Annotated in this window: 19 protein-coding genes, 1 tRNA gene and 1 pseudogene; 11 read left to right on the top strand and 10 right to left on the bottom strand. The window is 58.7% G+C overall.

All coding sequences use genetic code 11. The features are described from left to right. Entirely contained in the window at positions 1 to 135 is a 135-nt protein-coding gene (locus EV660_RS19015; protein WP_260162105.1) for a hypothetical protein, read from the bottom strand. Positions 136 to 279: 144 nt separating this feature from the next. Between EV660_RS19015 and EV660_RS07560 the strand changes: the two genes are divergently transcribed. Both EV660_RS07560 and aroB read left to right on the top strand, forming a co-directional pair. Continuing rightward, the gene (locus EV660_RS07560) at positions 280 to 825 is read left to right on the top strand and encodes a shikimate kinase (RefSeq protein ID WP_071481076.1); all 546 of its coding nucleotides are present in this window, start codon (positions 280 to 282) and stop codon (positions 823 to 825) included. Beyond that, positions 822 to 1,943, top strand: coding sequence for a 3-dehydroquinate synthase (aroB, locus tag EV660_RS07555; protein ID WP_071481075.1), 1,122 nt, complete (start codon positions 822 to 824; stop codon positions 1,941 to 1,943). The genes EV660_RS07560 and aroB overlap by 4 nt, the downstream gene beginning before the upstream one ends. Positions 1,944 to 2,070: 127 nt before the next feature. On the opposite strand, the gene EV660_RS07550 is transcribed toward aroB, so the two are convergent. Both EV660_RS07550 and EV660_RS07545 read right to left on the bottom strand, forming a co-directional pair. After that, positions 2,071 to 2,409: a DUF427 domain-containing protein gene (locus tag EV660_RS07550; RefSeq protein ID WP_071482184.1), complete on the bottom strand. Its 339-nt coding sequence runs from the start codon at positions 2,407 to 2,409 to the stop codon at positions 2,071 to 2,073. A 90-nt stretch (positions 2,410 to 2,499) separates the two neighbouring features. After that, positions 2,500 to 4,311, bottom strand: coding sequence for an aminopeptidase P family protein (locus EV660_RS07545; protein ID WP_071481074.1), 1,812 nt, complete (start codon positions 4,309 to 4,311; stop codon positions 2,500 to 2,502). 293 nt (positions 4,312 to 4,604) lie between these two features. Between EV660_RS07545 and EV660_RS07540 the strand changes: the two genes are divergently transcribed. The 4 genes from EV660_RS07540 (at position 4,605) to ade (ending at position 10,017) form a co-directional block, all read left to right on the top strand. Then, positions 4,605 to 5,213, top strand: a complete 609-nt coding sequence (locus EV660_RS07540; protein ID WP_071482183.1) for a CDP-alcohol phosphatidyltransferase family protein — start codon at positions 4,605 to 4,607, stop codon at positions 5,211 to 5,213. 134 nt (positions 5,214 to 5,347) lie between these two features. Continuing rightward, positions 5,348 to 7,294 (top strand): glycosyltransferase, encoded by a 1,947-nt coding sequence (locus tag EV660_RS07535; RefSeq protein ID WP_484334501.1) that lies wholly within the window; start codon positions 5,348 to 5,350, stop codon positions 7,292 to 7,294. Between the two features lie 363 nt (positions 7,295 to 7,657). After that, complete coding sequence (locus tag EV660_RS07530; RefSeq protein WP_071481073.1) at positions 7,658 to 8,266, top strand: hypothetical protein; 609 nt, start codon at positions 7,658 to 7,660, stop codon at positions 8,264 to 8,266. A gap of 62 nt (positions 8,267 to 8,328) precedes the next feature. After that, a complete protein-coding gene (gene ade / locus EV660_RS07525; protein ID WP_071481072.1) occupies positions 8,329 to 10,017 on the top strand; it encodes an adenine deaminase in 1,689 nt (562 codons plus the stop codon). A 60-nt stretch (positions 10,018 to 10,077) separates the two neighbouring features. Here ade and polA read toward each other — a convergent pair whose 3' ends face one another. Continuing rightward, positions 10,078 to 12,903, bottom strand: a complete 2,826-nt coding sequence (polA, locus tag EV660_RS07520; RefSeq protein ID WP_071481071.1) for a DNA polymerase I — start codon at positions 12,901 to 12,903, stop codon at positions 10,078 to 10,080. 32 nt (positions 12,904 to 12,935) lie between these two features. Further along, entirely contained in the window at positions 12,936 to 13,133 is a 198-nt protein-coding gene (locus EV660_RS07515; RefSeq protein WP_071481070.1) for a zinc-finger domain-containing protein, read from the bottom strand. Between the two features lie 103 nt (positions 13,134 to 13,236). Here EV660_RS07515 and EV660_RS07510 point away from each other — a divergent pair, with 103 nt between their 5' ends. Beyond that, a complete protein-coding gene (locus EV660_RS07510; protein WP_071482181.1) occupies positions 13,237 to 14,172 on the top strand; it encodes an ABC transporter ATP-binding protein in 936 nt (311 codons plus the stop codon). Positions 14,173 to 14,194: 22 nt separating this feature from the next. Here EV660_RS07510 and EV660_RS07505 read toward each other — a convergent pair whose 3' ends face one another. Then, on the bottom strand, positions 14,195 to 15,523 hold the full coding sequence (locus EV660_RS07505; RefSeq protein ID WP_071481069.1) for an HlyC/CorC family transporter: 1,329 nt from the start codon (positions 15,521 to 15,523) through the stop codon (positions 14,195 to 14,197). Positions 15,524 to 15,650: 127 nt separating this feature from the next. On the opposite strand from EV660_RS07505, the gene prfA reads away from it, so the two are divergent. The 3 genes from prfA to EV660_RS07490 all read left to right on the top strand — a co-directional run bounded on the left by prfA (position 15,651) and on the right by EV660_RS07490 (position 18,556). Then, positions 15,651 to 16,706, top strand: coding sequence for a peptide chain release factor 1 (gene prfA / locus EV660_RS07500; RefSeq protein ID WP_071481068.1), 1,056 nt, complete (start codon positions 15,651 to 15,653; stop codon positions 16,704 to 16,706). Continuing rightward, positions 16,706 to 17,542: a peptide chain release factor N(5)-glutamine methyltransferase gene (gene prmC / locus EV660_RS07495; RefSeq protein WP_375781717.1), complete on the top strand. Its 837-nt coding sequence runs from the start codon at positions 16,706 to 16,708 to the stop codon at positions 17,540 to 17,542. Before prfA ends, prmC begins: the two co-directional genes overlap by 1 nt. A 225-nt stretch (positions 17,543 to 17,767) precedes the next feature. After that, a complete protein-coding gene (locus EV660_RS07490) occupies positions 17,768 to 18,556 on the top strand; it encodes a DUF4167 domain-containing protein (RefSeq protein WP_071481066.1) in 789 nt (262 codons plus the stop codon). 33 nt (positions 18,557 to 18,589) lie between these two features. Here the strand turns inward: EV660_RS07490 and EV660_RS07485 are convergent, their stop codons facing one another. Together EV660_RS07485 and EV660_RS07480 are read right to left on the bottom strand one after the other, a co-directional pair. Next, the gene (locus EV660_RS07485) at positions 18,590 to 19,249 is read right to left on the bottom strand and encodes a MarC family protein (RefSeq protein WP_232727284.1); all 660 of its coding nucleotides are present in this window, start codon (positions 19,247 to 19,249) and stop codon (positions 18,590 to 18,592) included. Between the two features lie 4 nt (positions 19,250 to 19,253). Beyond that, entirely contained in the window at positions 19,254 to 20,336 is a 1,083-nt protein-coding gene (locus EV660_RS07480) for a 2'-deoxycytidine 5'-triphosphate deaminase (protein WP_071481065.1), read from the bottom strand. A 151-nt stretch (positions 20,337 to 20,487) separates the two neighbouring features. On the opposite strand from EV660_RS07480, the gene EV660_RS07475 reads away from it, so the two are divergent. Next, positions 20,488 to 20,766, top strand: a complete 279-nt coding sequence (locus EV660_RS07475) for a sll1863 family stress response protein (RefSeq protein ID WP_071481064.1) — start codon at positions 20,488 to 20,490, stop codon at positions 20,764 to 20,766. A gap of 45 nt (positions 20,767 to 20,811) precedes the next feature. Here EV660_RS07475 and EV660_RS07470 read toward each other — a convergent pair. Together EV660_RS07470 and EV660_RS18820 are read right to left on the bottom strand one after the other, a co-directional pair. Continuing rightward, positions 20,812 to 20,888: transfer RNA gene (locus EV660_RS07470), tRNA-Pro, on the bottom strand. Between the two features lie 83 nt (positions 20,889 to 20,971). Continuing rightward, positions 20,972 to 21,259 (bottom strand): annotated as a pseudogene (locus EV660_RS18820) (hypothetical protein); the annotation flags it as partial.

Below are 21,259 nucleotides of genomic sequence, written 5' to 3'. Positions count from 1 at the left end.
TCAATTCACTTCCAATGTCACAGGGGTTTCGGTCGGTGTGCGCTGCGCGGTAAGGTCGCCAACATATGAATATGCGACGACAGCGACTGCGGCCAGCAGCACCAGCACCAGCAAAAAACGAAAAATATAGCGCATTCGGGCCTGCCTTTCTTAATTCCTACCCCTCTGTGATGCGAGATGACTCTGGGGGTTTACCGGTCGACAATGACGCAATATCACGACAATAAACAGGCAGGCTACGAAAACTTGAAAATTGAATGACGAGGGGACGACACTGGCATGAAACTGCACAAGACAGTTGTCCTCGTCGGGATGATGGGGGCAGGCAAGACGGCTGTCGGCAAGGAACTGGCCCGCATGCTTGCGGTGCCTTTCCTTGATTCGGACGAAGAAATTGTTGCTGCCGCTGCAATGAGCATCTCAGAGATTTTTGAACGTGATGGCGAAGATTTCTTCCGCGCGCGCGAGGCAGAGGTCATTGCACGGTTGATGCGCGGGACGCCGGGTGTTCTGTCTGTCGGCGGTGGCGCGTTCCTGAACGCGAAAACACGCGCCTTGATTTCGGATTTGGGTGTTTCCGTCTGGCTTCGGGCTGATCTTGAGTTGCTGTGGTCGCGGGTGCGACAGAAAACGACCCGTCCCTTGCTCATGACGGCGAACCCGCGTGCGACCCTAGCCGATCTGCTGGCGCAGCGAGAGCCATTATATGCCAAGGCTGATCTGGTGGTCGAGACATTGCCCGCTTATGCCATCGCTGACACGGCCCGCGCCGTGCTGACAAAACTCGCCTCGCGCGCGGATGTTCTGGAAGGTGTATCAACATGACGCAGATTGACCGGGTGCATGTGCCATTGGGCGCGCGGGCTTATGATGTCGTGATCGGGCAGGGATTGCTGGCGCAGGCAGGTGCCCTGATGCAGCCCTTGCTAGCGCGAAAGCGGGTGGCTGTGCTGACGGAAAGCCGCGTTGCGGCCTTGCATCTGGAGGGGTTGAAGGCGGGCCTGTTGGCGCAAGGTATCAGCAGCGCCGCACATGCCCTTGCGCCGGGCGAGGCGACCAAGGGGTGGGAAGGCTTGCGCGCTTCGGTCGAATGGCTGTTGGACGAAAAAGTGGAGCGGCGTGATATTGTTGTCGCACTTGGCGGCGGGGTGATCGGGGATCTTGGCGGTTTTGCCGCGGCAGTACTGCGCCGTGGTGTGCGCTTTGTGCAGGTGCCGACCTCGCTTTTGGCGCAGGTGGACAGCTCTGTCGGGGGCAAGACTGGTATCAACACATATCACGGTAAGAATCTTGTGGGTGCGTTCCATCAGCCCAGCCTGGTTCTGGCCGATATCGACCTGCTGGATACCTTGCCGAGGCGGGATTTTCTGGCGGGCTATGGGGAAGTGGTGAAATACGGCCTGTTGGGCGATGCCGCGTTTTTCGAGTGGTTGGAGATCAATGGCCCTGCATTGGCACAGGGTGACAAGGGCTTGCGCCAATATGCCGTACGCCGGTCGGTCGAGATGAAAGCCGGGATCGTCGCGCGTGACGAGACGGAACAAGGCGAGCGCGCGCTTTTGAACCTTGGCCATACGTTCTGTCATGCGCTGGAAGCCGCGACAGGCTATTCCGAACGGTTGCTGCATGGCGAGGGCGTGGCGATCGGTTGCGCACTGGCTTATGAACTTTCTGCCCGGATGGGGTTATGCGCGCAGGAAACCCCCAGCCGCGTGCGCGCGCATCTGCGCTCCATGGGTATGGCGGTTGATCTGGCCGATATTCCCGGCGATTTGCCTGATGCAGATGCACTTGTCGCGCTGATGGCGCAAGACAAGAAGGTGCAGGACGGTCGCTTGCGATTCATTCTTGCGCGCGGGATCGGCGAAAGTTTTGTATGTGATGACGTGCCCGGTGACGTTCTGCGCAACATTCTGGTTGAGGCACTGGCGGCGCGAAGTTGAGGCGGGGCGGTGCAAGCGATATTGCCGCTTGCCCTCTCACGTAATGCAAAAGGGGCCGAACTGGCCCCCGTCGCAAAGTCATTCTTCCAAGGCAGCATGATCGCAACACCTGCCTTGGCTGACTGGTTCAGACCCGCTCGACTGTGACCTTGCCTGCATCGAAGGCCAGGTACTCGCGCAATTCTGCGGCTTCCGGCGTGGGGTCGGTCAGGCTATAGGCCGCATTCTGAATCACGCCTTCCGGGCTGGAGACGTGGAAATGCACGCCAGTCCCACGGTCATCACAGATAAATGGGCGGTCAGATGCGTCCAGCACAGCAGAAGCAATATCCTCGCGCGGAAAGTAGATTACGAAAGGGTAGTCGCGTTGCAGCAGTTCCAGCGCGCGGGTGCTTTCGCCAATAACCGATCCGTTGGCGCGAACGACCCATTTGCCAACCGCCGGGTAAATTCTGACATTGCTCATCTTGCTTCGTTCCTCTCGATTATCGTTCCGCCGCACTATCGCAGGCTCTGCACACAAAGGCAAAGCGGGCAAAAGCGCGCATTTGGTCATTTACATGGGTTTGCAAGCTTCTCTCAGCCATGCAGCGGTCGTTTCACTGACCATTGGCTGAAGCAAGGTTGCCACGCGCATATGGTAGGCGTCAAGCCACGCACGCTCTTGCGGGCAAAGCATGCTGGTCTGCACCAGCCTGCGATCAATCGGGGCAAGGGTGAGGGTTTCGAATTCAAGCCAGTCTCGCGCATCGCCTCCGTCTGGGGTTTCTCCTTTGCGCACGGCGATCAGATTTTCGATGCGAATGCCGAATGCACCTTCGCGGTAATAGCCCGGCTCGTTGGACAGAATCATGCCCTCTGCAAGTGGTACATTGCTGACACGTGACAGCCGCTGCGGCCCTTCATGCACCGACAGAAAAGCCCCCACACCATGCCCGGTGCCATGATCGTAATCCTGCCCTGCCAGCCATAACGGGTAGCGCGCTAGTGCATCAAGATGACTGCCGGCCACGCCGCGCGGGAACCGTGCCCGAGAGATTGCGATCATGCCTTGCAGAACACGGGTAAAGCATTCGACCTCGTGGGTGCCGACAGGGCCTATTGCAATGGTGCGCGTGATGTCAGTGGTCCCATCCAGATATTGCCCGCCGGAATCGACCAACATCAGATCGCCCGGCATCAGGCGGCGGTTGCTGCCTTCGGTCACGCGGTAATGGACAATTGCCCCGTTCGGGCCAGACCCTGCGATCGTATCAAAGCTGATATCTTCCAATGCGCCGGTCGCTATGCGGAATTGTTCCAGCTGGCGCGCGATGTCGATCTCGGTCAGTACATGATCGGGGCTGTCCAGAAGGAGTCGCGCCTGTCCATCCAGCCAGCACAGAAACTCTGCCATTGCAGCGCCGTCGCGCAGATGGGCCGCGCGTGCGCCAGCCAGTTCGGCCTTGGTCTTGCGGGCCTTGGGCATGGTGCAGGGGTCTTGCATGAAAGAGATGTCGGTATTGGCTTCACGCAAGATATCGACCACGGCAACCGGCACAGTGGCCTTGTCCAGCCGCACCATACCCGAAAGGGTCCGCAGCGCAGGCGCAAACGCCTCGGACGGACGGATGCTGACCCCTTCGTCCAGATCCAGATCGGCACATTTGGACGGTGCGGTGAACAGATCGACGCGCCCGTCATCATGCACGATTGCGAACCCTTGCAAGACGGGCAGACGCGGCAAGTCGCCCCCCCGAATATTGAGCAGCCAGCAAATGCTGTCTGGCTGGGTCAAGACGGCAGCGCGTTCTCGGTTCTTTTGAAGCGCTTTTGCCAGTTCTGCGCGCTTTTCCTGCGATGACCGGCCAGCCAAAGCCTCTGGGTAGTTGCGTGCCGGGACCATTGGCGCGGCAGGACGGTCTGCCCAGAGCGGATCAATCTGATTGGTTACGGGGCGCAAGGTTACGCTGCTGTCCGAAAGCCCCGCTTGCAGGGTATCAATCTCTTTGGGGGTGTGAAGCCAGGGGTCAAAGCCAATGACGGCCCCATCCGCGCAAGCGGTGCTAACCCAGGTGGCGGGCGTGGTTTCGGGCCAGTTGACGGGTGTGAAATCCGTGGCGCATTGCAGCCGCGCCTGCACGCGGTAGCGCCCGTCTACGAATAACCCCGCGCGATCTGGCAGCACGATGCAAAACCCCGCCGATCCGGTGAAACCCGTCAGCCAGGCCAACCTTTCGTCACATGCTGCGACATATTCGCCCTGATGCGCATCGGCCCGGGGCACGATATAGCCATCCACCCCCAGGTCCCGTAACGCCATACGCAGGGCTGCCAGCCGTGGTGGGCCGTCTTCGGGACGGGTAGAGGCGGTGTAGGTCTGAAACATGGGGTATCCTTGGTGAACTGGGCCTTGGTGGTCCTGACGGGGCCTGCGTAAGTGGTAGTGTTGGCTGGCGGGTTGGTCAATGGCACTCCTGCCCAACCTGAAACGCGACGAAGGTCAGAGTGCCGATAGCAAATCTCGCCGACATGGGATATTCTTTCAACGCATCGTCGCAGTATCATGCGGAACGCTGTGTTTGCCCGGCGCGCAAATATGCTATGTCGCGCTATTTTTTGAAACCCTTTGCAATTTACCAACGTAAGACCATTGTAACCAGAAAGGCATGCGCAGAAACGATGCTGGACCGTCATATCCGCCCCTTTATTGACCCGCCCCTTAACAAACTTGGGCGCAGCGCTGCACGTATGGGGTTGCGTGCAGATACAGTGACGCTTGCCGGGTTGGCACTTGGGCTTGCTGCCGGGCTGGCAATTGTTCTTGAAGCGTTTTTTGTGGCCATACTTTTCATCCTCGCCTCACGACTGGCGGATGGGCTGGACGGGGCTGTTGCGCGGGCGCGCGGCGTGACAGATTTTGGCGGCTATCTGGATATAACCTGTGACTATGTGTTTTACGCGACAATCCCGCTGGCCTTTGTGGTTCTTGACCCGCAGGCGCATGGTGTCGCTGGTGCTTTCCTGCTTCTGAGCTTTTATGTGAATGCCGGGTCTTTCCTTGGTTTCGCTGTGTTGGCAGAAAAGAAAAAGATGCGCAGTGATGCGCATGGTGTCAAAACACTCTATTTCACGGGGGGATTGCTGGAGGGGACGGAAACGATTGTATTTTTTCTGCTTCTTTGTCTGTTCCCGGCCTATTTTGTACCGCTTTCCTTGGGGTTTGGGGTGCTATGCTTGGTCACCGCCTTGGCGCGTGTACTGTTGGCCGCGAAAGTTTTCCGCGGCTGACGTCCAATCCGGTCGTATTCCTTTGTAAGCGATGGTTTCAACACATCATTGGCGCGCTCACTCTGACTTGGCGCACCAACATGCTTAACCTTTTATTTACCAACTTTGCCGTTAATGCCCGTTAGTAAAGTTGTGTGTTGATAGGGTGCAGCGTGGCATATGGTCATAGTATATCGTCGCGCGCACAGACCAAGCCCGTGCTAGAGCATGCTATCAGGGCCAAACCACCCCAATCGCGCAAACCTCTGGGCCAGATTTTGTTGGATATGGGGTTGGTCAGCAGTGACAACCTGCTGCGCGCGCTCGAAGACCAATCAAAGCAGGTCGGTTATCTGGGCGATATTCTGATCGCCCGCAACCTGATCACCGAAGATCAGTTAACCGCTGCTTTGGCGCACCAGTATCAAACAAGCTACTTCTCCCAGTCCCAGCCACTTCCCGATCCGACCCTGATCGACCGATTGGGCTTGCAGCGTTGCCTTCAGTTGCAATGCCTGCCTTGGCTGCGCGCCGGTGATGTGACCGTGGTTGCCTCTGCGCGTCCTGCACATTTTGAAAGGCATCGTGATGAGTTGGAGTTGCTGTTCGGCCCTTTGGCGCTGGTCATCATCAGCGAAGCCTGCCTTCACAACGCCTTGCTGAAAACACGCCGCAACCGCATGAAACTTTGGGCCGAAACCTGCGTGTCGGAAGCCGAGAGTTGCCGCAAACTACACTCGCGCTGGTTTGGCAATGTTTTGTGCCTGTGCGCTGCGTCGCTGATTGCGCTGGCGGTGGTTTATCCGCTGGGCGTTATGATGTCGCTTACCTTTCTGGCGTCATTCTTTCTGCTGGTAAATTCTCTGCTCAAGCTGGCCGCAGCTTTTGCTATTCACAGCCACCGGCAGAAATGCGTCCCGCTACTTAGGCCAACCGACCAGCTTGTACGACAACGCAAGCCTGTGGTCTCTATCCTTGTGCCATTGCACAATGAACCGATGGTCGTCCGGCGACTGGTCAATCGACTGTCCCGCCTGACATGGCCGCGCGAGTTGCTGGATATTCTGCTGGTAGTGGAAGAACATGATCATGCCACGCGCGCCGCACTGGCCGCGTGTGAGTTGCCGCGCTGGATGCGGGTAATCGCAGTACCAGATGCGCCCCTAAAGACCAAACCGCGCGCGCTGAATTATGCGATGCTGTTCGCGCGGGGCACGATTATCGGCGTCTATGATGCAGAAGACGCCCCCGAGCCAGCGCAGATTCACAAGGTTGTCGCGTGTTTCCAGAATGGCCCGCCCAATCTGGCCTGTGTGCAGGGCGTGCTCGATTTCTACAATGCCCGCCAGAACTGGTTGTCGCGGTGTTTCACTATTGAATATGCAACCTGGTTCCGCATTGTCTTGCCGGGGATGCAGCGCTTGGGGCTGGCGGTTCCGCTGGGCGGCACAACGCTGTTCTTCCGGCGCGACATTCTGGACTCTCTGGGCGGGTGGGATGCGCATAATGTGACCGAAGATGCGGATCTGGGCATCCGGCTGGCACGACACGGCTATTATACGCAGCTACTGGACACTGTGACGCTGGAAGAGGCAAATTGCCGCGCCATTCCTTGGGTCAAACAACGCTCGCGCTGGCTGAAGGGCTATGCGGTGACATGGCTTGTTCATATGCGCGCGCCGCTGCAGCTATGGCGCCAGCTTGGGGCCTGGCAGTTTTTCGGGGTTCAGGTCTTGTTCCTTGGGACATTGGTGCAATTCATGTTGGCACCTTTGCTCTGGAGTTTCTGGTTGATGCTCATCGGGTTGGGCCACCCGTTGCAGGCACAACTTGGCTCTGCGGTCATGATAGGGTTTGTGACCGTTTTTCTGCTTGCAGAGGCCGTGACGATAAGCGTCGGTTTTCTGGCGCTCAGTTCGCGAGGACATCGTCATTTGCGGCCATGGCTGCCTGCATTGCACGGATATTTCCCTTTGGCTGTACTGGCCGTTTACAAGGCGCTTTATGAATTGATTGTCGCACCATTCTATTGGGACAAGACCGCCCATAGCGGTCACGAAGCCGCCTGTGACAACTTGCAGATGGTGCGCACCGCCAGCTAGATACAGCACTAGATGCAAGATACTCTGTGGCCGATCTGAGGGGCTTTGCCGACTTTGAGCAGCGCGGAATCAAGGCGCAAAGCGCCGCCGCGCATCGCCGGGCCGCCCCCAGTGCAACGATCTGATCTTTCGCGGATTTGGCCAGCATAAAGCGCTACTGATTCAACGTTGGATCGCCGCACCGCGGCCCGACGCTACGCGGCTTCGTTCTTTATGCTGATATGTCGCCAAACCCCCGAAGAACTGCACCACTCACTCATTGTGCCACCTTGGGTCAGGTACGAAACACCAATCCAGAGATGTGGACCTTGGGGCCGCTTCACGATACGACATTCTCACAACTTCAAAGGTGGCATTTCCAAAATGTTGTATTTTCTCAAGCATAAGCTGGTGCTTCTGGCGACCCCGAAGACGGGGAGCACGGCGCTGGAACAGGCCTTGGCGCCGCTGGCCGATATGGTCTTGCAGGGTGACCCGCGTATCAAGCATTGCACCTTTCAGCGATACAAGTGGCGGATGGAGAAATTCATCCAGATCTTCGAGGATGAACCGCCGCAAACTGCCGCGCTGATCCGCCATCCCGAAGATTGGTTGGGAAGCTGGTTCCGGTTTCGCCACGGCAGCTGGCTGAACGGCACGACGCGCAGCACGCGAGGGTTGAGTTTTGATCAGTTCGTTGATGGCTATCTGGCCGAGCCACAGCCCGCTTTCGCAGCGGTCGGGCAGCAGGCGCGGTTCCTGACCCATCCCAAGACAGGTGAGACAGTGACCCACCTGTACCGCTACGACGCAATGTCCGAATTCGTCGCATTTCTTGGCCAGCGTCTTGCCACGACGATCACCCTTGGACGCCTCAACGTCTCGCCCGAGAAGGAACTCCGCCTTGATCCCGCGTTACGCTCTCGACTGGAGCAACGCTATGCAGAAGATTATGCGCTTTACGACATGGCTTTGGACAAACATCCGGGCTGAAGGCTTGCCTTGTGCATCCGAAAGGCTGCACAATAAGACTTGGTCAAATCTCGGGGGATAACATGAGCTTGGAGACACGCATCGCACAGGCCCGCGGCGAAGTGCCCGCAGATATGGTTTTGCGCGGTGCAGAGGTTCTTTGCACAGTTACCGGGGCCTTGCTCAAGGGCGATGTCGCGATTTCCGAAGGCATCATCATCGGGGTTGGCGACAGCTATGACGGGCGCGAGGTGATCGACCTGTCAGGGCAGGTGTTGGTGCCGGGTTTCATCGACACCCATCTGCACATCGAATCCTCGCTGGTCACTCCGTTCGAGTTTGACCGCTGCGTGGCTCCGCGCGGGGTCACAACAGCGATTTGTGACCCCCACGAGATTGCGAATGTCGCAGGAAGCGCGGGGATCCGATACTTTCTTGACGCAGCTTTGCGGACCGTCATGGATATTCGTGTGAACCTGTCGTCCTGTGTCCCGTCTACGCATATGGAAACGGCAGGCGCTGATCTGGACGCGCAGGCGCTGATCGCCCTGTCCGATCATCCGAAAGTCATCGGTCTGGCAGAGTTCATGAACTTCCCCGGTGTCATTCACCGCGACCCGGGCTGTATGGAAAAATTGCATGCCTTTGCCGGGCGTCATATAGATGGACATGCGCCCCTGCTTTCTGGGCGTGACCTGAACGCCTATGTCACGGCAGGTATCCGCACGGAACATGAATCCACCAGCGCAGAGGAGGCGCGCGAAAAACTCCAGAAAGGGTTGCGCTGCCTGATCCGTGAAGGCTCTGTCAGCAAGGACATGGTCGCACTTGCGCCGCTGCTGACGCCAATCACTGCCCCTTACATGTGCCTGTGCACAGATGACCGAAACCCGCTGGACATAGCCGAGCACGGCCATCTCGATCACATGATCCGATCGCTGATCGCCCTGGGGTGTGACCCGCTTGCGGTCTATCGCGCGGCAACACTGTCGGCCGCCGAAGCTTTCGGACTGAAAGATCGCGGCCAGATCGCGCCGGGCAAACGCGCCGATATCGTTGCGCTGCCAAACCTTGCGGAGTGCCGCGCCTCTCTGGTCCTGTGCGCAGGGCGGGTGGTAAACGATGCCAGTTTCGCTGCACGAGAGGTGATTGACCCTGTCGCCCGAAATTCGGTCCGCGCGCCAAAGGTGGTGGCGCAAGATTTTCGCCATGCTGCCAATACGCCGGAAACCTCTGTCATCGGCGTGATCGAAGGCAAAATCATTACTGAACATCTGCGCGAAACGATTGTGCCGGATCAGGGCGACAAACGCCCCGATCCTGCCCGCGATCTGCTGCGCGTTGCTGTGGTGGAACGCCATGGCAAGAACGGAAACATCGCCACCGGGTTCGTGCGCGGCTTTGGTATGGGGCAGGGCGCAATCGCAGCCACAGTGGCGCATGATCACCACAATATCGTCGCAGTCGGTGCCGATTATGACGACATCGCTTTGGCGGTGAACCGCCTGTCAGACATCGAAGGCGGGTTCGTCGTGGCGTCTCAGGGCAAGGTCCTGGCCGAACTGCCCCTGCCTGTTGCCGGGCTGATGTCGCTGGACTCCTACGAATCCGTGCATGCCACGCTGGTCGATCTGCGCAAAGCCGCCAAATCTTTGGGCGTCACCTTGCAGGAACCGTTCCTGCAACTGGCCTTCATCGCCTTGCCTGTTATCCCGCATCTGAAGATCACCGATTTCGGCATGGTCGATGTTGACCGTTTCGAAGTCCTCTGATCCAACCTCATTTTCTTGCTGAAAATACTCCGGGGTCCGGGGCAGCGCCCCGGGGCTGTATCAATGCGCTTCAGCCCAAGTATCGCCCATACCTGCATCCACGACCAGCGGCACATCCAGACGCAAAACCGGCTCGGCCGCGGCCTCCATGACTTCGCGCACGCGTGCTGTTACTGTGTCAACGGCGTCTTCTGCCACCTCGAAGACCAGTTCATCATGGACTTGCAACAGCATCGTTGCGGGCAGATCGGCTATGGCCTGTGGCACGCGGATCATGGCGCGGCGGATAATATCGGCGGCGGTTCCCTGAATCGGCGCATTGATCGCTGCACGTTTGGCAAAGCCTGCGCCGGGGCCTTTGGCATTGATCTCGGGGGTGTGAATGCGCCGCCCGAACAGTGTTTCGACCCGGCCTTCGCGTTTCGCGAATTCGACCGTGTCGTCCATATAGGCACGGATGCCCGGAAAACGCTCGAAATAGCGGTCGATAAACCCTTGTGCGTCACTGCGTGGAATACGCAGGTTGCGTGCCAGCCCGAAACCGGAAATTCCGTAGATCACACCGAAATTGATGGCCTTGGCCTGTCGGCGGATTTCGGGGGTCATTTCTTCCATCGGCACATTGAACATCTCTGATGCTGTCATGGCGTGGATGTCCTGCCCCTCGCGGAAGGCCTGTTTCAGACTGTCGATCCCGGCAATATGTGCCAGAATCCGCAACTCGATCTGGCTGTAGTCGAGGGCGACCAGTTTATGGCCTGTTTCGGCGACAAAGGCAGTGCGGATGCGGCGGCCTTCCTCGGAGCGAATCGGAATATTCTGAAGGTTCGGGTCGGTTGAGGCCAACCGCCCTGTGACGGCGCCAGTGATCACATAGGATGTATGCACCCGGCCTGTGTCCGGGTGGATATGATCTTGCAGTGCATCCGTATAGGTGGATTTCAGTTTTGAAAGCTGCCGCCAATCCAGAACGCGCGCGGGCAGGTCATGGCCTTCAGCGGCCAGATCTTCCAGAATATCCGCGCCCGTCGCATAAGCGCCGGTCTTGCCTTTCTTGCCACCTTCCAGTGACATCTTGTCAAACAGGATTTCGCCAAGCTGCTTGGGGCTGCCTACATTGAAACGCTCGCCCGCCAGATCGTAGATTTCCGCTTCCAGACCGGCCATCTTCTGCGCAAAGGCGTTCGACATGCGCGACAGCACATCCCGGTCGACCTTGATCCCACTGCGTTCCATCTGCACCAGAACCGGCACAAGGGGGCGGTCCAGTGTTTCATAAACGCGGGTGACCTGTGCGGCATGCAGGCGCGGCTTGAACATCTGCCACAGGCGCAGGGTGATATCGGCATCCTCGGCGGCGTATCGCGTCGCGTCGTCTATTCCGACACGGTCGAATGTGATGGCAGATTTTCCACTTCCCAGAAGCGACTTTATCGAAATCGGCTGATGGTTCAGATAGCGGTCCGAAAGTGTGTCCATGCCATGCCCGTGCAAGCCCCCGTGCAGCGCGTAGGACATCAGCATCGTGTCATCTATCGGCGTGATCGTGATGCCGCGATTTGCAAAAATCTTGGCGTCATACTTCATGTTCTGGCCGATTTTGAGGATGGCGGGGTCTTCCAGAACGGGCTTGAGTATTTCAAGAACCTGTTCCAGCGGCAATTGCCCCTCGACCAGTTCGGTTGCGCCAAACAGATCCCCACCGCCGGCGCGATGTGTCAGCGGAATATAGGCCGCATGACCTGCGTCAATACATAGCGAAATACCCACCAGTTCCGCGCGCATTTCATCCAGCGATGTGGTTTCTGTATCGACTGCCACATGGCCGATTTCCTCAATCCTTGCGATCCATGTCTTGAGCGTGTCCAGATCACGGATGCAGACGTAGTCCGCGCTCTTGAAATCCGGCTGTTCGGTCGAAGCCTGCGCGGCATCGCTCTCTGACGCGGTCGGCGATAAGGTCGGGGCAGCGGGTGGTTCGGTTCCGAAATGGTCTGCCACACGCCGCGTCAGGGTGCGGAACTCCATTTCATTGAGGAAGTCCAGAAGCGCTTTCTCGTCCGGTGGGCGCACTTCCAGATCATCGAGCGTGAAATCCAGCGGCGTCTGGTCGTCCAGCAGGACCAGCCGTTTCGAGATACGGATCAACTCGGCATTGTCGATCAGCGCTGCGCGGCGCTTGGGCTGTTTGATTTCCTCTGCGCGCTCCAGCAGCGTTTCCAGATCGCCATATTCATTGATCAGAAGGGCGGCGGTCTTGATCCCGATCCCCGGTGCGCCGGGCACATTATCTACCGAATCGCCTGCAAGCGCCTGCACATCGACCACGCGCTCGGGACCGACGCCGAATTTCTCGCGTACCTCATCGACGCCAATCTGCTTGTTTTTCATCGCATCCAGCATCTCGACCCCGCCGCCCACAAGCTGCATCAGGTCCTTGTCGGAGGAGATGATTGTGACGCGCCCGCCTGCCTCTCTCGCCTGTCGGGCAAGGGTGGCGATGATGTCATCGGCCTCGTAATCCTCGATCTCTATCGTGGCAAGGTTGAAGGCGCGGCTGGCATCGCGCGTCAGCGGAAATTGCGGGCGCAGGTCTTCGGGCGGCTCTGGTCGGTTGGCCTTGTAGAGTTCATAAATCTCGTTGCGGAAGGTTTTGGACGAGTAGTCAAAGATCACGGCGGCATGTGTCGGCGCGTCGGCGCTGGCGCCATTCTCGCCGAGGTAACGCCAGAGCATATTGCAAAACCCGGCCACGGCCCCCACCGGCAGCCCGTCAGATTTGCGCGTAAGCGGTGGCAGTGCATGGTAAGCGCGGAAAATATAGGCTGATCCGTCGATCAGATGCAGATGGCAGCCTTTTCCAAAGCCCGTTTCGCGATTGCTCATGGCTGACCTTTTTTATATTTGTCCATTGCGGTTTATGCGGCGTTATCTTCTGCGTAATCGCGATGAATGAAGCGCTTGTCACAGTATGGGCATTCGACCGCGCCTGTTTCATGGCTGAGTGACAGCCAGACGCGCGGATGCCCCAACGCGCCTTCGCCGCCATCGCAGCAGACGCGCATCGCAGTGACGATTTCGGTTTCCGGGGCGTCGTGGGAAAACGGCGATGTCATGATCTGTCTTGTCCTTGTCGCTGAGCGGCTTGTACCTTAGATGCTGCATCATACTGAAAACGCAAGCCGCGACAAGAGCGGGGCAAGGAAAGACGAGGCAAGGATGACCCAACAGGCCATTGAAATCACCGGCCTGCGCAAGACCTATGCAGGACAAAAGGGGGCGGCCCCGAAAGACGCGTTGAAAGGTGTCGACTTGTCCATTCCAGCGGGCAGCATATTCGGTTTGCTGGGGCCAAATGGTGCAGGCAAATCGACGCTGATCAATATTCTTGCCGGGCTGGTTACCAAGACTGACGGGCAAGTGCGGATCTGGGGCTTTGATCAGGACATCAACCCGCGCCAGTCGCGCGCTGCCATTGGTGTGATGCCGCAAGAGTTGAACATGGACCCCTTCTTTACCCCGCGCGGCGCGCTAGAGGTACAGGCAGGGCTGTATGGTGTGCCGAAATCCCAGCGCCGAACGGACCAGATTCTTGAGATGATCGGGCTTGCGGACAAGGCCGAAGCCTATGCGCGGACATTGTCGGGTGGGATGCGGCGCAGGTTGCTGCTGGGCAAAGCTTTGGTGCACGCGCCCCATGTGCTTGTTCTGGACGAACCGACCGCCGGGGTGGATATCGAGTTGCGCCAGATGCTGTGGTCCAATGTCCGCAAGCTGAATGAACAGGGAATGACGATCATCCTGACCACACATTATCTGGAAGAAGCCGAACAGATGTGTGACGAGATTGCCATCATCAATCATGGGCAGGTGATCGTACGCGACAAAACCTCGGCACTGGTGGGCCGGCTGGATGCCAAGACGCTTCTGTTCCGGCTGGAACAGCCCTTGCAAAACCTGCAATTGCCCCCTCAGGTGCGGCAGGAACAGCGCGAGAGCGGGCTACTTGCACTGACATACAGGCGCAGCATGAACACGGCAGGTGATATTCTGGGTGCGGTTTCTGCGGCGGGTGGGGTCATCCTCGATGTAACCAGCGAAGACCCTGATCTGGAAGATGTGTTCCTGTCGCTCACCTCTGGAACAGCGGGCTGATGGCAAGCTTCAGCCCGGACATTCAGCTCGTCCCTGACTGATCATCAGAGCGCCTAAGGCTGATCCGGGTGATCCGGTTGCCATCGCGGGCCAGAACCTTGAAGCGACAGCCGTGGAATGAAAACACCTGTCCTTCCTCGGGTATGGACTGGGCTTCATGAATGACAAGTCCCGCAACTGTGACCGCCTCCTCATCGGGGAGTGACCAGTCCAGTGTGCGGTTCAGGTCGCGGATGGTCATGGCCCCGTCCACCAGCACCTCACCACCCTCGCCACGCTCGACCTCTGGGGCGTGTGTGGTATCGTATTCATCCTCGATCTCGCCCACGATTTCTTCGAGGATATCTTCGAGCGTGATCAGCCCGTGCAAGGCCCCATATTCATCCACCACCAACGCAAAATGTCGGCGCAACCGCAGGAATTCCTGCATCTGTTCATCCAGCGGGGTGGTTTCGGGCACGAAATAAGGCGGGCGGGCCAGCGCATCCAGGTCCAGCTTGGCGATGGCCGAATAGCTGCCCCCCGCCTGCGTGACCAGCCCGTGCATTTCGCGCACCAGATCGCGGACATACAGAATTCCGATAATATTCTCGGGGTCTTCGCGATACATGGGCAGGCGCGAATGCGGAGAATTGATGCATTGCGCGATGACTTCTTCTATCGGGTCATCAACATTCACGGTTTCCACCTGAGAGCGGTGGCGCATGATCTCTTCAACTGTGCGCTCTGACAGGTCCAGCGCACCCAGCAAACGGTCACGATGTTCCTTTTCCACGGACCCTGTAGAATGTCCAAGCGCCAATGTGCCTGCTATCTCCTCATGCACAGACATGATCTGGCTGTCCGGGTCGATCGTGACGCCGAAAAGCGCCAGCACGCGGCGCACCACAAAGCGCACGACACTGACGATCGGCGAGAATATCGCGACCACCCAGCGCAGCAGTGGCGCGACACGCGTGGCCGCAGATTCCGGGTTCGAGATGGCGTAGGTCTTTGGCAAGACTTCGGCAAAGACAAGCACCAGAAGCGTCATCACCAAGGTGGCCAGCGCAACCCCGCTTTCCCCGAAGATGCGCGTGAACAGGGCTGTGGCCAGTGAAGCGGCAAGAATATTGACCATATTGTTGCCCAGCAGGATCGCACCAATCATGCGTTCGCTGTCATCTGTCAGGGCCAGTGCTTTTCTTGCTCCTGTCGCACCCTTGTCAGCCTGTGCTTTCAACTTGCCACGGCTTGAGGCTGTCAGTGCTGTTTCAGACCCTGAAAAGAAGCCCGAGATCACAAGAAGCAACAGAATCGCGCCGACGCTGACCCAGAATGCCGTATCAAGATACGCGGCGTATTCGCCCATGTGTTCAAAAATCCCGATGTGAAGACGCAATTACGTCCAACCTCGTATTAAGTCCTTGACGCGCTCGCGTCCAGCACAAGTCCTTCATGGCTTGACCCTGTGCGAGAGTTTGGTCACTAGAACAGCTATGTTTTCCGATGACACGCTCGACCAGATAACCCGACGGTTCCAATTCCTTGAGGCCCGCCTGATGGAGGGGGTCGCGCCGTCTGATATTGCGGCGCTGACGCGCGAGTATTCGGAACTGAAACCAGTTGTGGCCCAGATTGCAGCCTATCGGCAGGCGACAACGGCCCGGGCTGAGGCTGAACAGATGCGCGGCGACCCCGAGATGCGCGCGCTGGCAGAAGAAGAATTGGCGCAACTGGACGACGAACTGCCCCGGCTGGAGCAGAATTTGCGTCTGGCCCTTTTGCCCAAGGACGCTGCCGATGCACGCCCCGCGCTGATCGAGTTGCGCCCCGGCACTGGCGGAGAGGAAGCCAGCCTATTTGCCGCCGACCTGCTGCGTATGTACCAGCGCTACGCCGAGGCGCGTGGATGGCAGGTGCAGATGGTCAGCCATTCCGAAACCGAATTGGGCGGGCTGCGCGAAGCCGTGATGCGGATCGAGGGTGAAGGCGTCTTTGCGCGGTTGAAATTCGAATCGGGGGTGCACCGTGTGCAGCGCGTGCCGGTCACGGAATCTGGCGGGCGGATTCACACATCCGCCGCGACAGTTGCTGTGCTGCCCGAAGCGGAAGAGGTGGACATAGACATCCCCGCGCAGGATATCCGCATCGATACGATGCGCGCCTCTGGGGCAGGGGGGCAGCATGTGAACACGACCGATAGCGCCGTTCGCATTACCCATATTCCCACCGGGATTGTCGTGACCTCCTCTGAGAAGTCGCAGCACCAGAACCGGGCCATTGCCATGCAGGTTTTGCGGGCAAAACTTTATGACATGGAGCGCCAGCGCGCGGCGGCTGATCGTGCAGATGTGCGCAAGGCTCAGGTCGGTTCCGGTGACCGGTCAGAACGCATTCGCACCTATAATTTCCCACAAGGGCGCATGACGGACCATCGCATCAATCTGACGCTGTATAAGCTGGATGCCGTCTTGCAAGGCGAGTTGGACGAAGTGCTTGATGCGCTTATCGCCGCCGATCAGGCCGCAAGACTGGCCGAGATGGAGGCATGATGCATGCGCAGGCATTGCTGGCCGAGGGTATCAACACGCTGAAGGCTGCGGGCATCGAAGATAGTGCGCGTGACGCGCGCTGGCTGTTGGCATATGCGCTGGGCATAGAGCGCGACCGACTGACTCTGGCATTGCATGACCCCGTAACAGCGGATCAGGAAACCCTGTTCCGGCAGGCAATCATGGCCCGCACGCGTCACCAGCCTGTCGCCCAGATTATTGGGGCGCGCCTGTTCTGGGGGCGGTCATTTCAAGTAAGCCCGGATGTTCTGGACCCGCGCCCGGAAACGGAAACCCTGGTCGAAGCGGCCTTGCGACACCCTGTCGGGCGTGTTCTTGATCTGGGCACTGGCAGCGGCGCGATCTTGCTCACCCTGTTGGCAGAGCGCCCGGAGGCAACAGGTCTGGGTGTCGATCTGTCGCCAAACGCGTTGGAGGTGGCCAGACAAAACGCCGAGGCGCTGGGCCTTTCAGCGCGCGCACGGTTTGTGCATTCAGACTGGTTCAGCGAGGTTGAGGGCGAATTTGATCTGATTGTCTCTAACCCGCCTTATATTGCTGCCACGGATTTCGCGGGGCTGGCCCCAGAAGTGCGCGACTGGGAACCCCATATGGCACTTGTGCCCAATGGATGCGACGGTAGCGGGCTTGCTGCATACCGCGTGATTGCGGCGCAGGCGCCGAAATATCTGGCTGCGCAAGGCTGGCTGATGGTCGAGATCGGCGTGGGGCAGGGGGCTGATGTCTTGGCGCTGTTTACACAAGCCGGGCTGAAACGAGGACAAATTCTGCCAGATCTGTCGGGGCGCGGTCGGGTTGTTGTGGCGCAGGCGTAATAATGGTGAAAAACCGGCGCAAATCCGCACTATATCGCCATTAATCCATATTTTATTGCGCGGGGGCTTGTCTTAGGCTCTGTGCCGTGCAACATGCACAGGTAAGACGCGGCCGCGGGGATGCGCCGTGCCTTGCAATCCCTCATAGCAGTCTGGGTATTTCGACAACGATTTGCTTGGGCCAAGACTGCGCTTCATGCCATGACAGGCAGGATATATTAAAGCATGAGATCTACCAACAAACGCTCGCGTTCTAAAACGAACCGCCCCAAGTCGCTTGGAAATATTGTCAACCGCGTGTTCGACAGTTCCGGCCCGGAAGGCAAGGTCCGGGGAACGCCGCAACAGATTATTGAAAAATATCAGGTCCTCGCGCGCGATGCGCAATTGTCCAACGACCGTGTTGCGGCAGAGAATTTCCAGCAGCATGCCGAACATTACACGCGTATGCTGGCGCAGGCACAGCGCGAGATGCAGGCCGAACAGGAAGCGCGCAAGCAGCAGCAGGATGATCGCAACCGCCAGCATGATGAGCGCAATCGGGCACAGGGTGACGATCGCAACCGCAATGGTCACTCCGATGATCGGGGCCAGCAATCGTCACGTCGGCACGATAATCGACGTCAGCATGATGACAACGGGCAGCAATCTCAGCCTTCTGGCTATGCCAGCGGCAATGGGGCGCAGGGCGCGTTTGCTGTGCAGGATTTCAATCAGGACGCGGATGAAGCAACGCTGGTAGAAACACCAGAGAGCAAGTCTTCGCAGAATGTGGCCGAAGTCCCAGCCAGCAGCGAAGTTGAGGCCGCACCCAAGGCCGAAGCAAAGCCTGCCAATCGCCGCAAACCCAAGACTGCAAAACCTGTGCAAGAGCCTGCCGTAGATGCGCCAGCACCACAGCCCGCCGAGGCCGAGGAAAAGCCGAAACCTCGCCGCGCCCCAAGAAAACCGCGAAAGGCTGAAGCCAAGGTTGAGGCGGAAGATAAGGACAAGACGTCTTCGGCGGCTGAATAAGGCAGGCACCCGGAGTCACGCCGGGTTCCGACCTTACATTGTCATGGCGGCCGCTGGCAGAATTCCGATTGCCGTAGCGCCGTTCAATACGAATTGAACCGATAGTGCGGCCAGCAACAGGCCGAACAGTCGCGTCATCACCATTGTTCCAGTGCGGCGCAACAACCGCTCGATCAAGCCTGCAGATAGAAACGCCAGCAGCACCAGCGCAATCACAACCAACATCACGGCGGTCACAAGTGCCACGCCCTGTGCTGTGCGCCCTGCTTCGCCAATCAGCAGCACCATCGTCGCCATTGCCCCCGGACCCGCGATCAGCGGCATGGCGAGCGGAAAAACCGAAGGGTCATCGGCCTGTACACCGCTGCCTTCATCGGCGTGATCCTTGCGCCGCTGTGTGCGGCGATCAAACAGCATGTCCAGCGCTGTCAGGAACAGCAGGATGCCGCCTGCAATCTGGAAAGCAGGCATGGAAATGCCGATAGAGCGCAGAAAATCCTCGCCTGCTACGCCGAATAATGCCAGCAGGATTGCCGCGATAATGCAGGCACGCAGCCCGATTGCGCGCCGTCTGGCGGGGTTCATTCCCTGTGTCAAAGCCAAAAACAAGGGGGCGGTGCCAATAGGGTCGATCACCACGAACAGGGTGACGAAGGCGGTAATCACAAAGGCGATATCGACAAGTTCCAGCACCCGACTAAACCGCCTTGAAATGCTTGGCCAGCTTCAAACCTTGGCCCTGATAGTTTGACGCGATATCCGCGCCATAAAGCCGTTCTGGTCGCTTGGCCATGCGTTCATATACAAGGCGGCCCACGATCTGGCCATGTTCCAGCACGAAAGGCGCTTCGTGGCAGCGCACTTCCAGAACCCCGCGCGCCCCGGCGCCACCGGCTGCGACATGCCCAAAACCGGGGTCGAAGAAACCAGCATAATGCACGCGGAATTCGCCGACCATGGCCAGATAAGGGGCCATTTCAGCGGCATAATCGGGCGGAATGTGCACGGCCTCGCGGCTGACCAGAATATAGAAGGCACCGGGGTCAAGGATGATCTGGCCATCCCGGCTGTGCAGTTCTTCCCAGAATTCTGCCGGATCATAGGCCCCGATGCGGTCCATATCGATCACGCCGGTATGAGGCTTTGCGCGGTAGCCGACCAAGGTGCCCGCCGCCGGGCGCAGGTCGACCGAAAACCCCAGCCCTTCGGAAATCACCGGCACATCCGGAACAAGGGTTTCTGCCTTGTGCAGCTCGTGCAATTCCGCATCGCTCAGCACCGCATGCCCGTTCCGAAACCGGATCTGGTTCAGCCGCATCCCCGGGCGCACCAGCACCGAAAAGGAGCGCGGACAGATTTCCGCATAAAGCGGGCCTTGATACCCTTCTGCAACGCGATCAAACTCCACCCCTTCATCAGTGATGACGCGGGTCAGCAGGTCCAGTCGCCCGGTCGAGCTTTTGGCATTCGCAACGGCCTGTATCCCGGCGGGCAGGTTCAAAGATTCCATCAGCGGCACAACATAGACACAGCCCTTTTCCAGAACTGCCCCATTCGCCAGATCCATCTGGTGCATTTCCAACTCGGACAGCCGATCTGCCACGCGCCGCCCCTTACCAGCCAGAAACGAGGCCCGCACCCGCCAGGCCCGCGTCCCAAGCCGCAAATCGAGGCTGGCGGGTTGAATCTGTGCCTCGGTCACTGCAGGCGCGGCACTGATGACCCCGCGAGCGACCATCTCGCGCAAGGTTTGTGCGGGCAGGACCCCGAAATCCGACATGGTATGTTCCCGATACACTGTTGCTTGTTCCTGTGCATATACAAGCAAGGCTGTTCATGGAAGCCCAAGCGCGCTGGACAAGCACAGCCCGGTTGCAAGAAGAATGCCCCGGTCGTAGCATCAACCTCATTCATGGAGAGGAGGACATGATATGGACCGCGATGCGTATGTCGAAAAGATGAAGGCCAAGATTGATGAATGGAACGCCGAGATTGCCAAGCAAGAGGCAAAGGCGCGCGCTGCTCAGGCCGATATGACGCTAAAATATCAAGAACAGCTTGAAGAGATGAAGGCGCAACGCGACGCGTTTGAGGCCAAGTTGCGTGAGGCGCGCGACAGCAACGAGAAAGCTTGGGGCGATATTCAAGACGGGTTCGAAAAAGCGTGGCGTGACATGGCCGCAGCTTTTGACAGCGCAATGAAACGCTGATCGCGCGCTGCCGCGTCCAAGCAAGAAGGTGACTCTGTTTATAAGTGGTCGGGCTAGCAGGACTTGAACCTGCGACCTTCCGTCCCCCAGACGGACGCGCTACCAGACTGCGCCATAGCCCGACGCTCTGTGCGGCTTATCTACCCGATTCACACCTGAGGGCAAGGGCGAATTCCGGCGCGACTGTCAATTTCCGTCCAAGATTTCAGTTCGCTTTGCCCATACGCTCAAGCAGCGCTTCCAGTCTTGTGACCAAGGGTGCGGCTTGGCGCAGCCGTTCGGCAGAGGGTGGCTGCGCTCTGATCCGTTGTGCCAGTTCCGCCGGTCGCGCGGGCGCGCGAGGTTTTGGACGGCTCAGATTGGCAAACGCATTTCGGGGTCCGGCTTCCGGCACCGGGGCAGGCGCTGGCGCAGCGGGAACGGGGAATGGCAACACCTCGGCTTTCGCCGCGGAATCTGGTTGCGCGGGCGCAGGGGAGGGGCGACTTTCCTC

The sequence above is a fragment of the Roseinatronobacter bogoriensis DSM 18756 genome (assembly GCF_004366635.1).
GTDB classification, from domain to species: Bacteria; Pseudomonadota; Alphaproteobacteria; order Rhodobacterales; family Rhodobacteraceae; genus Roseinatronobacter; species Roseinatronobacter bogoriensis.
The sequence above is the reverse complement of the archived record's forward strand: the minus strand, read 5'-3'. Positions and strand labels throughout refer to the sequence as shown.

Bases quoted from the DNA above. Each gene is read 5' to 3' on its own strand.
- EV660_RS19015 (WP_260162105.1), bottom strand. From the start codon at position 135: ATGCGCTATATTTTTCGTTTTTTGCTGGTGCTGGTGCTGCTGGCCGCA.
- EV660_RS07560 (WP_071481076.1), top strand. From the start codon at position 280: ATGAAACTGCACAAGACAGTTGTCCTCGTCGGGATGATGGGGGCAGGC.
- aroB (WP_071481075.1), top strand. From the start codon at position 822: ATGACGCAGATTGACCGGGTGCATGTGCCATTGGGCGCGCGGGCTTAT.
- EV660_RS07550 (WP_071482184.1), bottom strand. From the start codon at position 2,409: ATGAGCAATGTCAGAATTTACCCGGCGGTTGGCAAATGGGTCGTTCGC.
- EV660_RS07545 (WP_071481074.1), bottom strand. From the start codon at position 4,311: ATGTTTCAGACCTACACCGCCTCTACCCGTCCCGAAGACGGCCCACCA.
- EV660_RS07540 (WP_071482183.1), top strand. From the start codon at position 4,605: ATGCTGGACCGTCATATCCGCCCCTTTATTGACCCGCCCCTTAACAAA.
- EV660_RS07530 (WP_071481073.1), top strand. From the start codon at position 7,658: ATGTTGTATTTTCTCAAGCATAAGCTGGTGCTTCTGGCGACCCCGAAG.
- ade (WP_071481072.1), top strand. From the start codon at position 8,329: ATGAGCTTGGAGACACGCATCGCACAGGCCCGCGGCGAAGTGCCCGCA.
- polA (WP_071481071.1), bottom strand. From the start codon at position 12,903: ATGAGCAATCGCGAAACGGGCTTTGGAAAAGGCTGCCATCTGCATCTG.
- EV660_RS07515 (WP_071481070.1), bottom strand. From the start codon at position 13,133: ATGACATCGCCGTTTTCCCACGACGCCCCGGAAACCGAAATCGTCACT.
- EV660_RS07510 (WP_071482181.1), top strand. From the start codon at position 13,237: ATGACCCAACAGGCCATTGAAATCACCGGCCTGCGCAAGACCTATGCA.
- EV660_RS07505 (WP_071481069.1), bottom strand. From the start codon at position 15,523: ATGGGCGAATACGCCGCGTATCTTGATACGGCATTCTGGGTCAGCGTC.
- prfA (WP_071481068.1), top strand. From the start codon at position 15,651: ATGTTTTCCGATGACACGCTCGACCAGATAACCCGACGGTTCCAATTC.
- prmC (WP_375781717.1), top strand. From the start codon at position 16,706: ATGCATGCGCAGGCATTGCTGGCCGAGGGTATCAACACGCTGAAGGCT.
- EV660_RS07490 (WP_071481066.1), top strand. From the start codon at position 17,768: ATGAGATCTACCAACAAACGCTCGCGTTCTAAAACGAACCGCCCCAAG.
- EV660_RS07480 (WP_071481065.1), bottom strand. From the start codon at position 20,336: ATGTCGGATTTCGGGGTCCTGCCCGCACAAACCTTGCGCGAGATGGTC.
- EV660_RS07475 (WP_071481064.1), top strand. From the start codon at position 20,488: ATGGACCGCGATGCGTATGTCGAAAAGATGAAGGCCAAGATTGATGAA.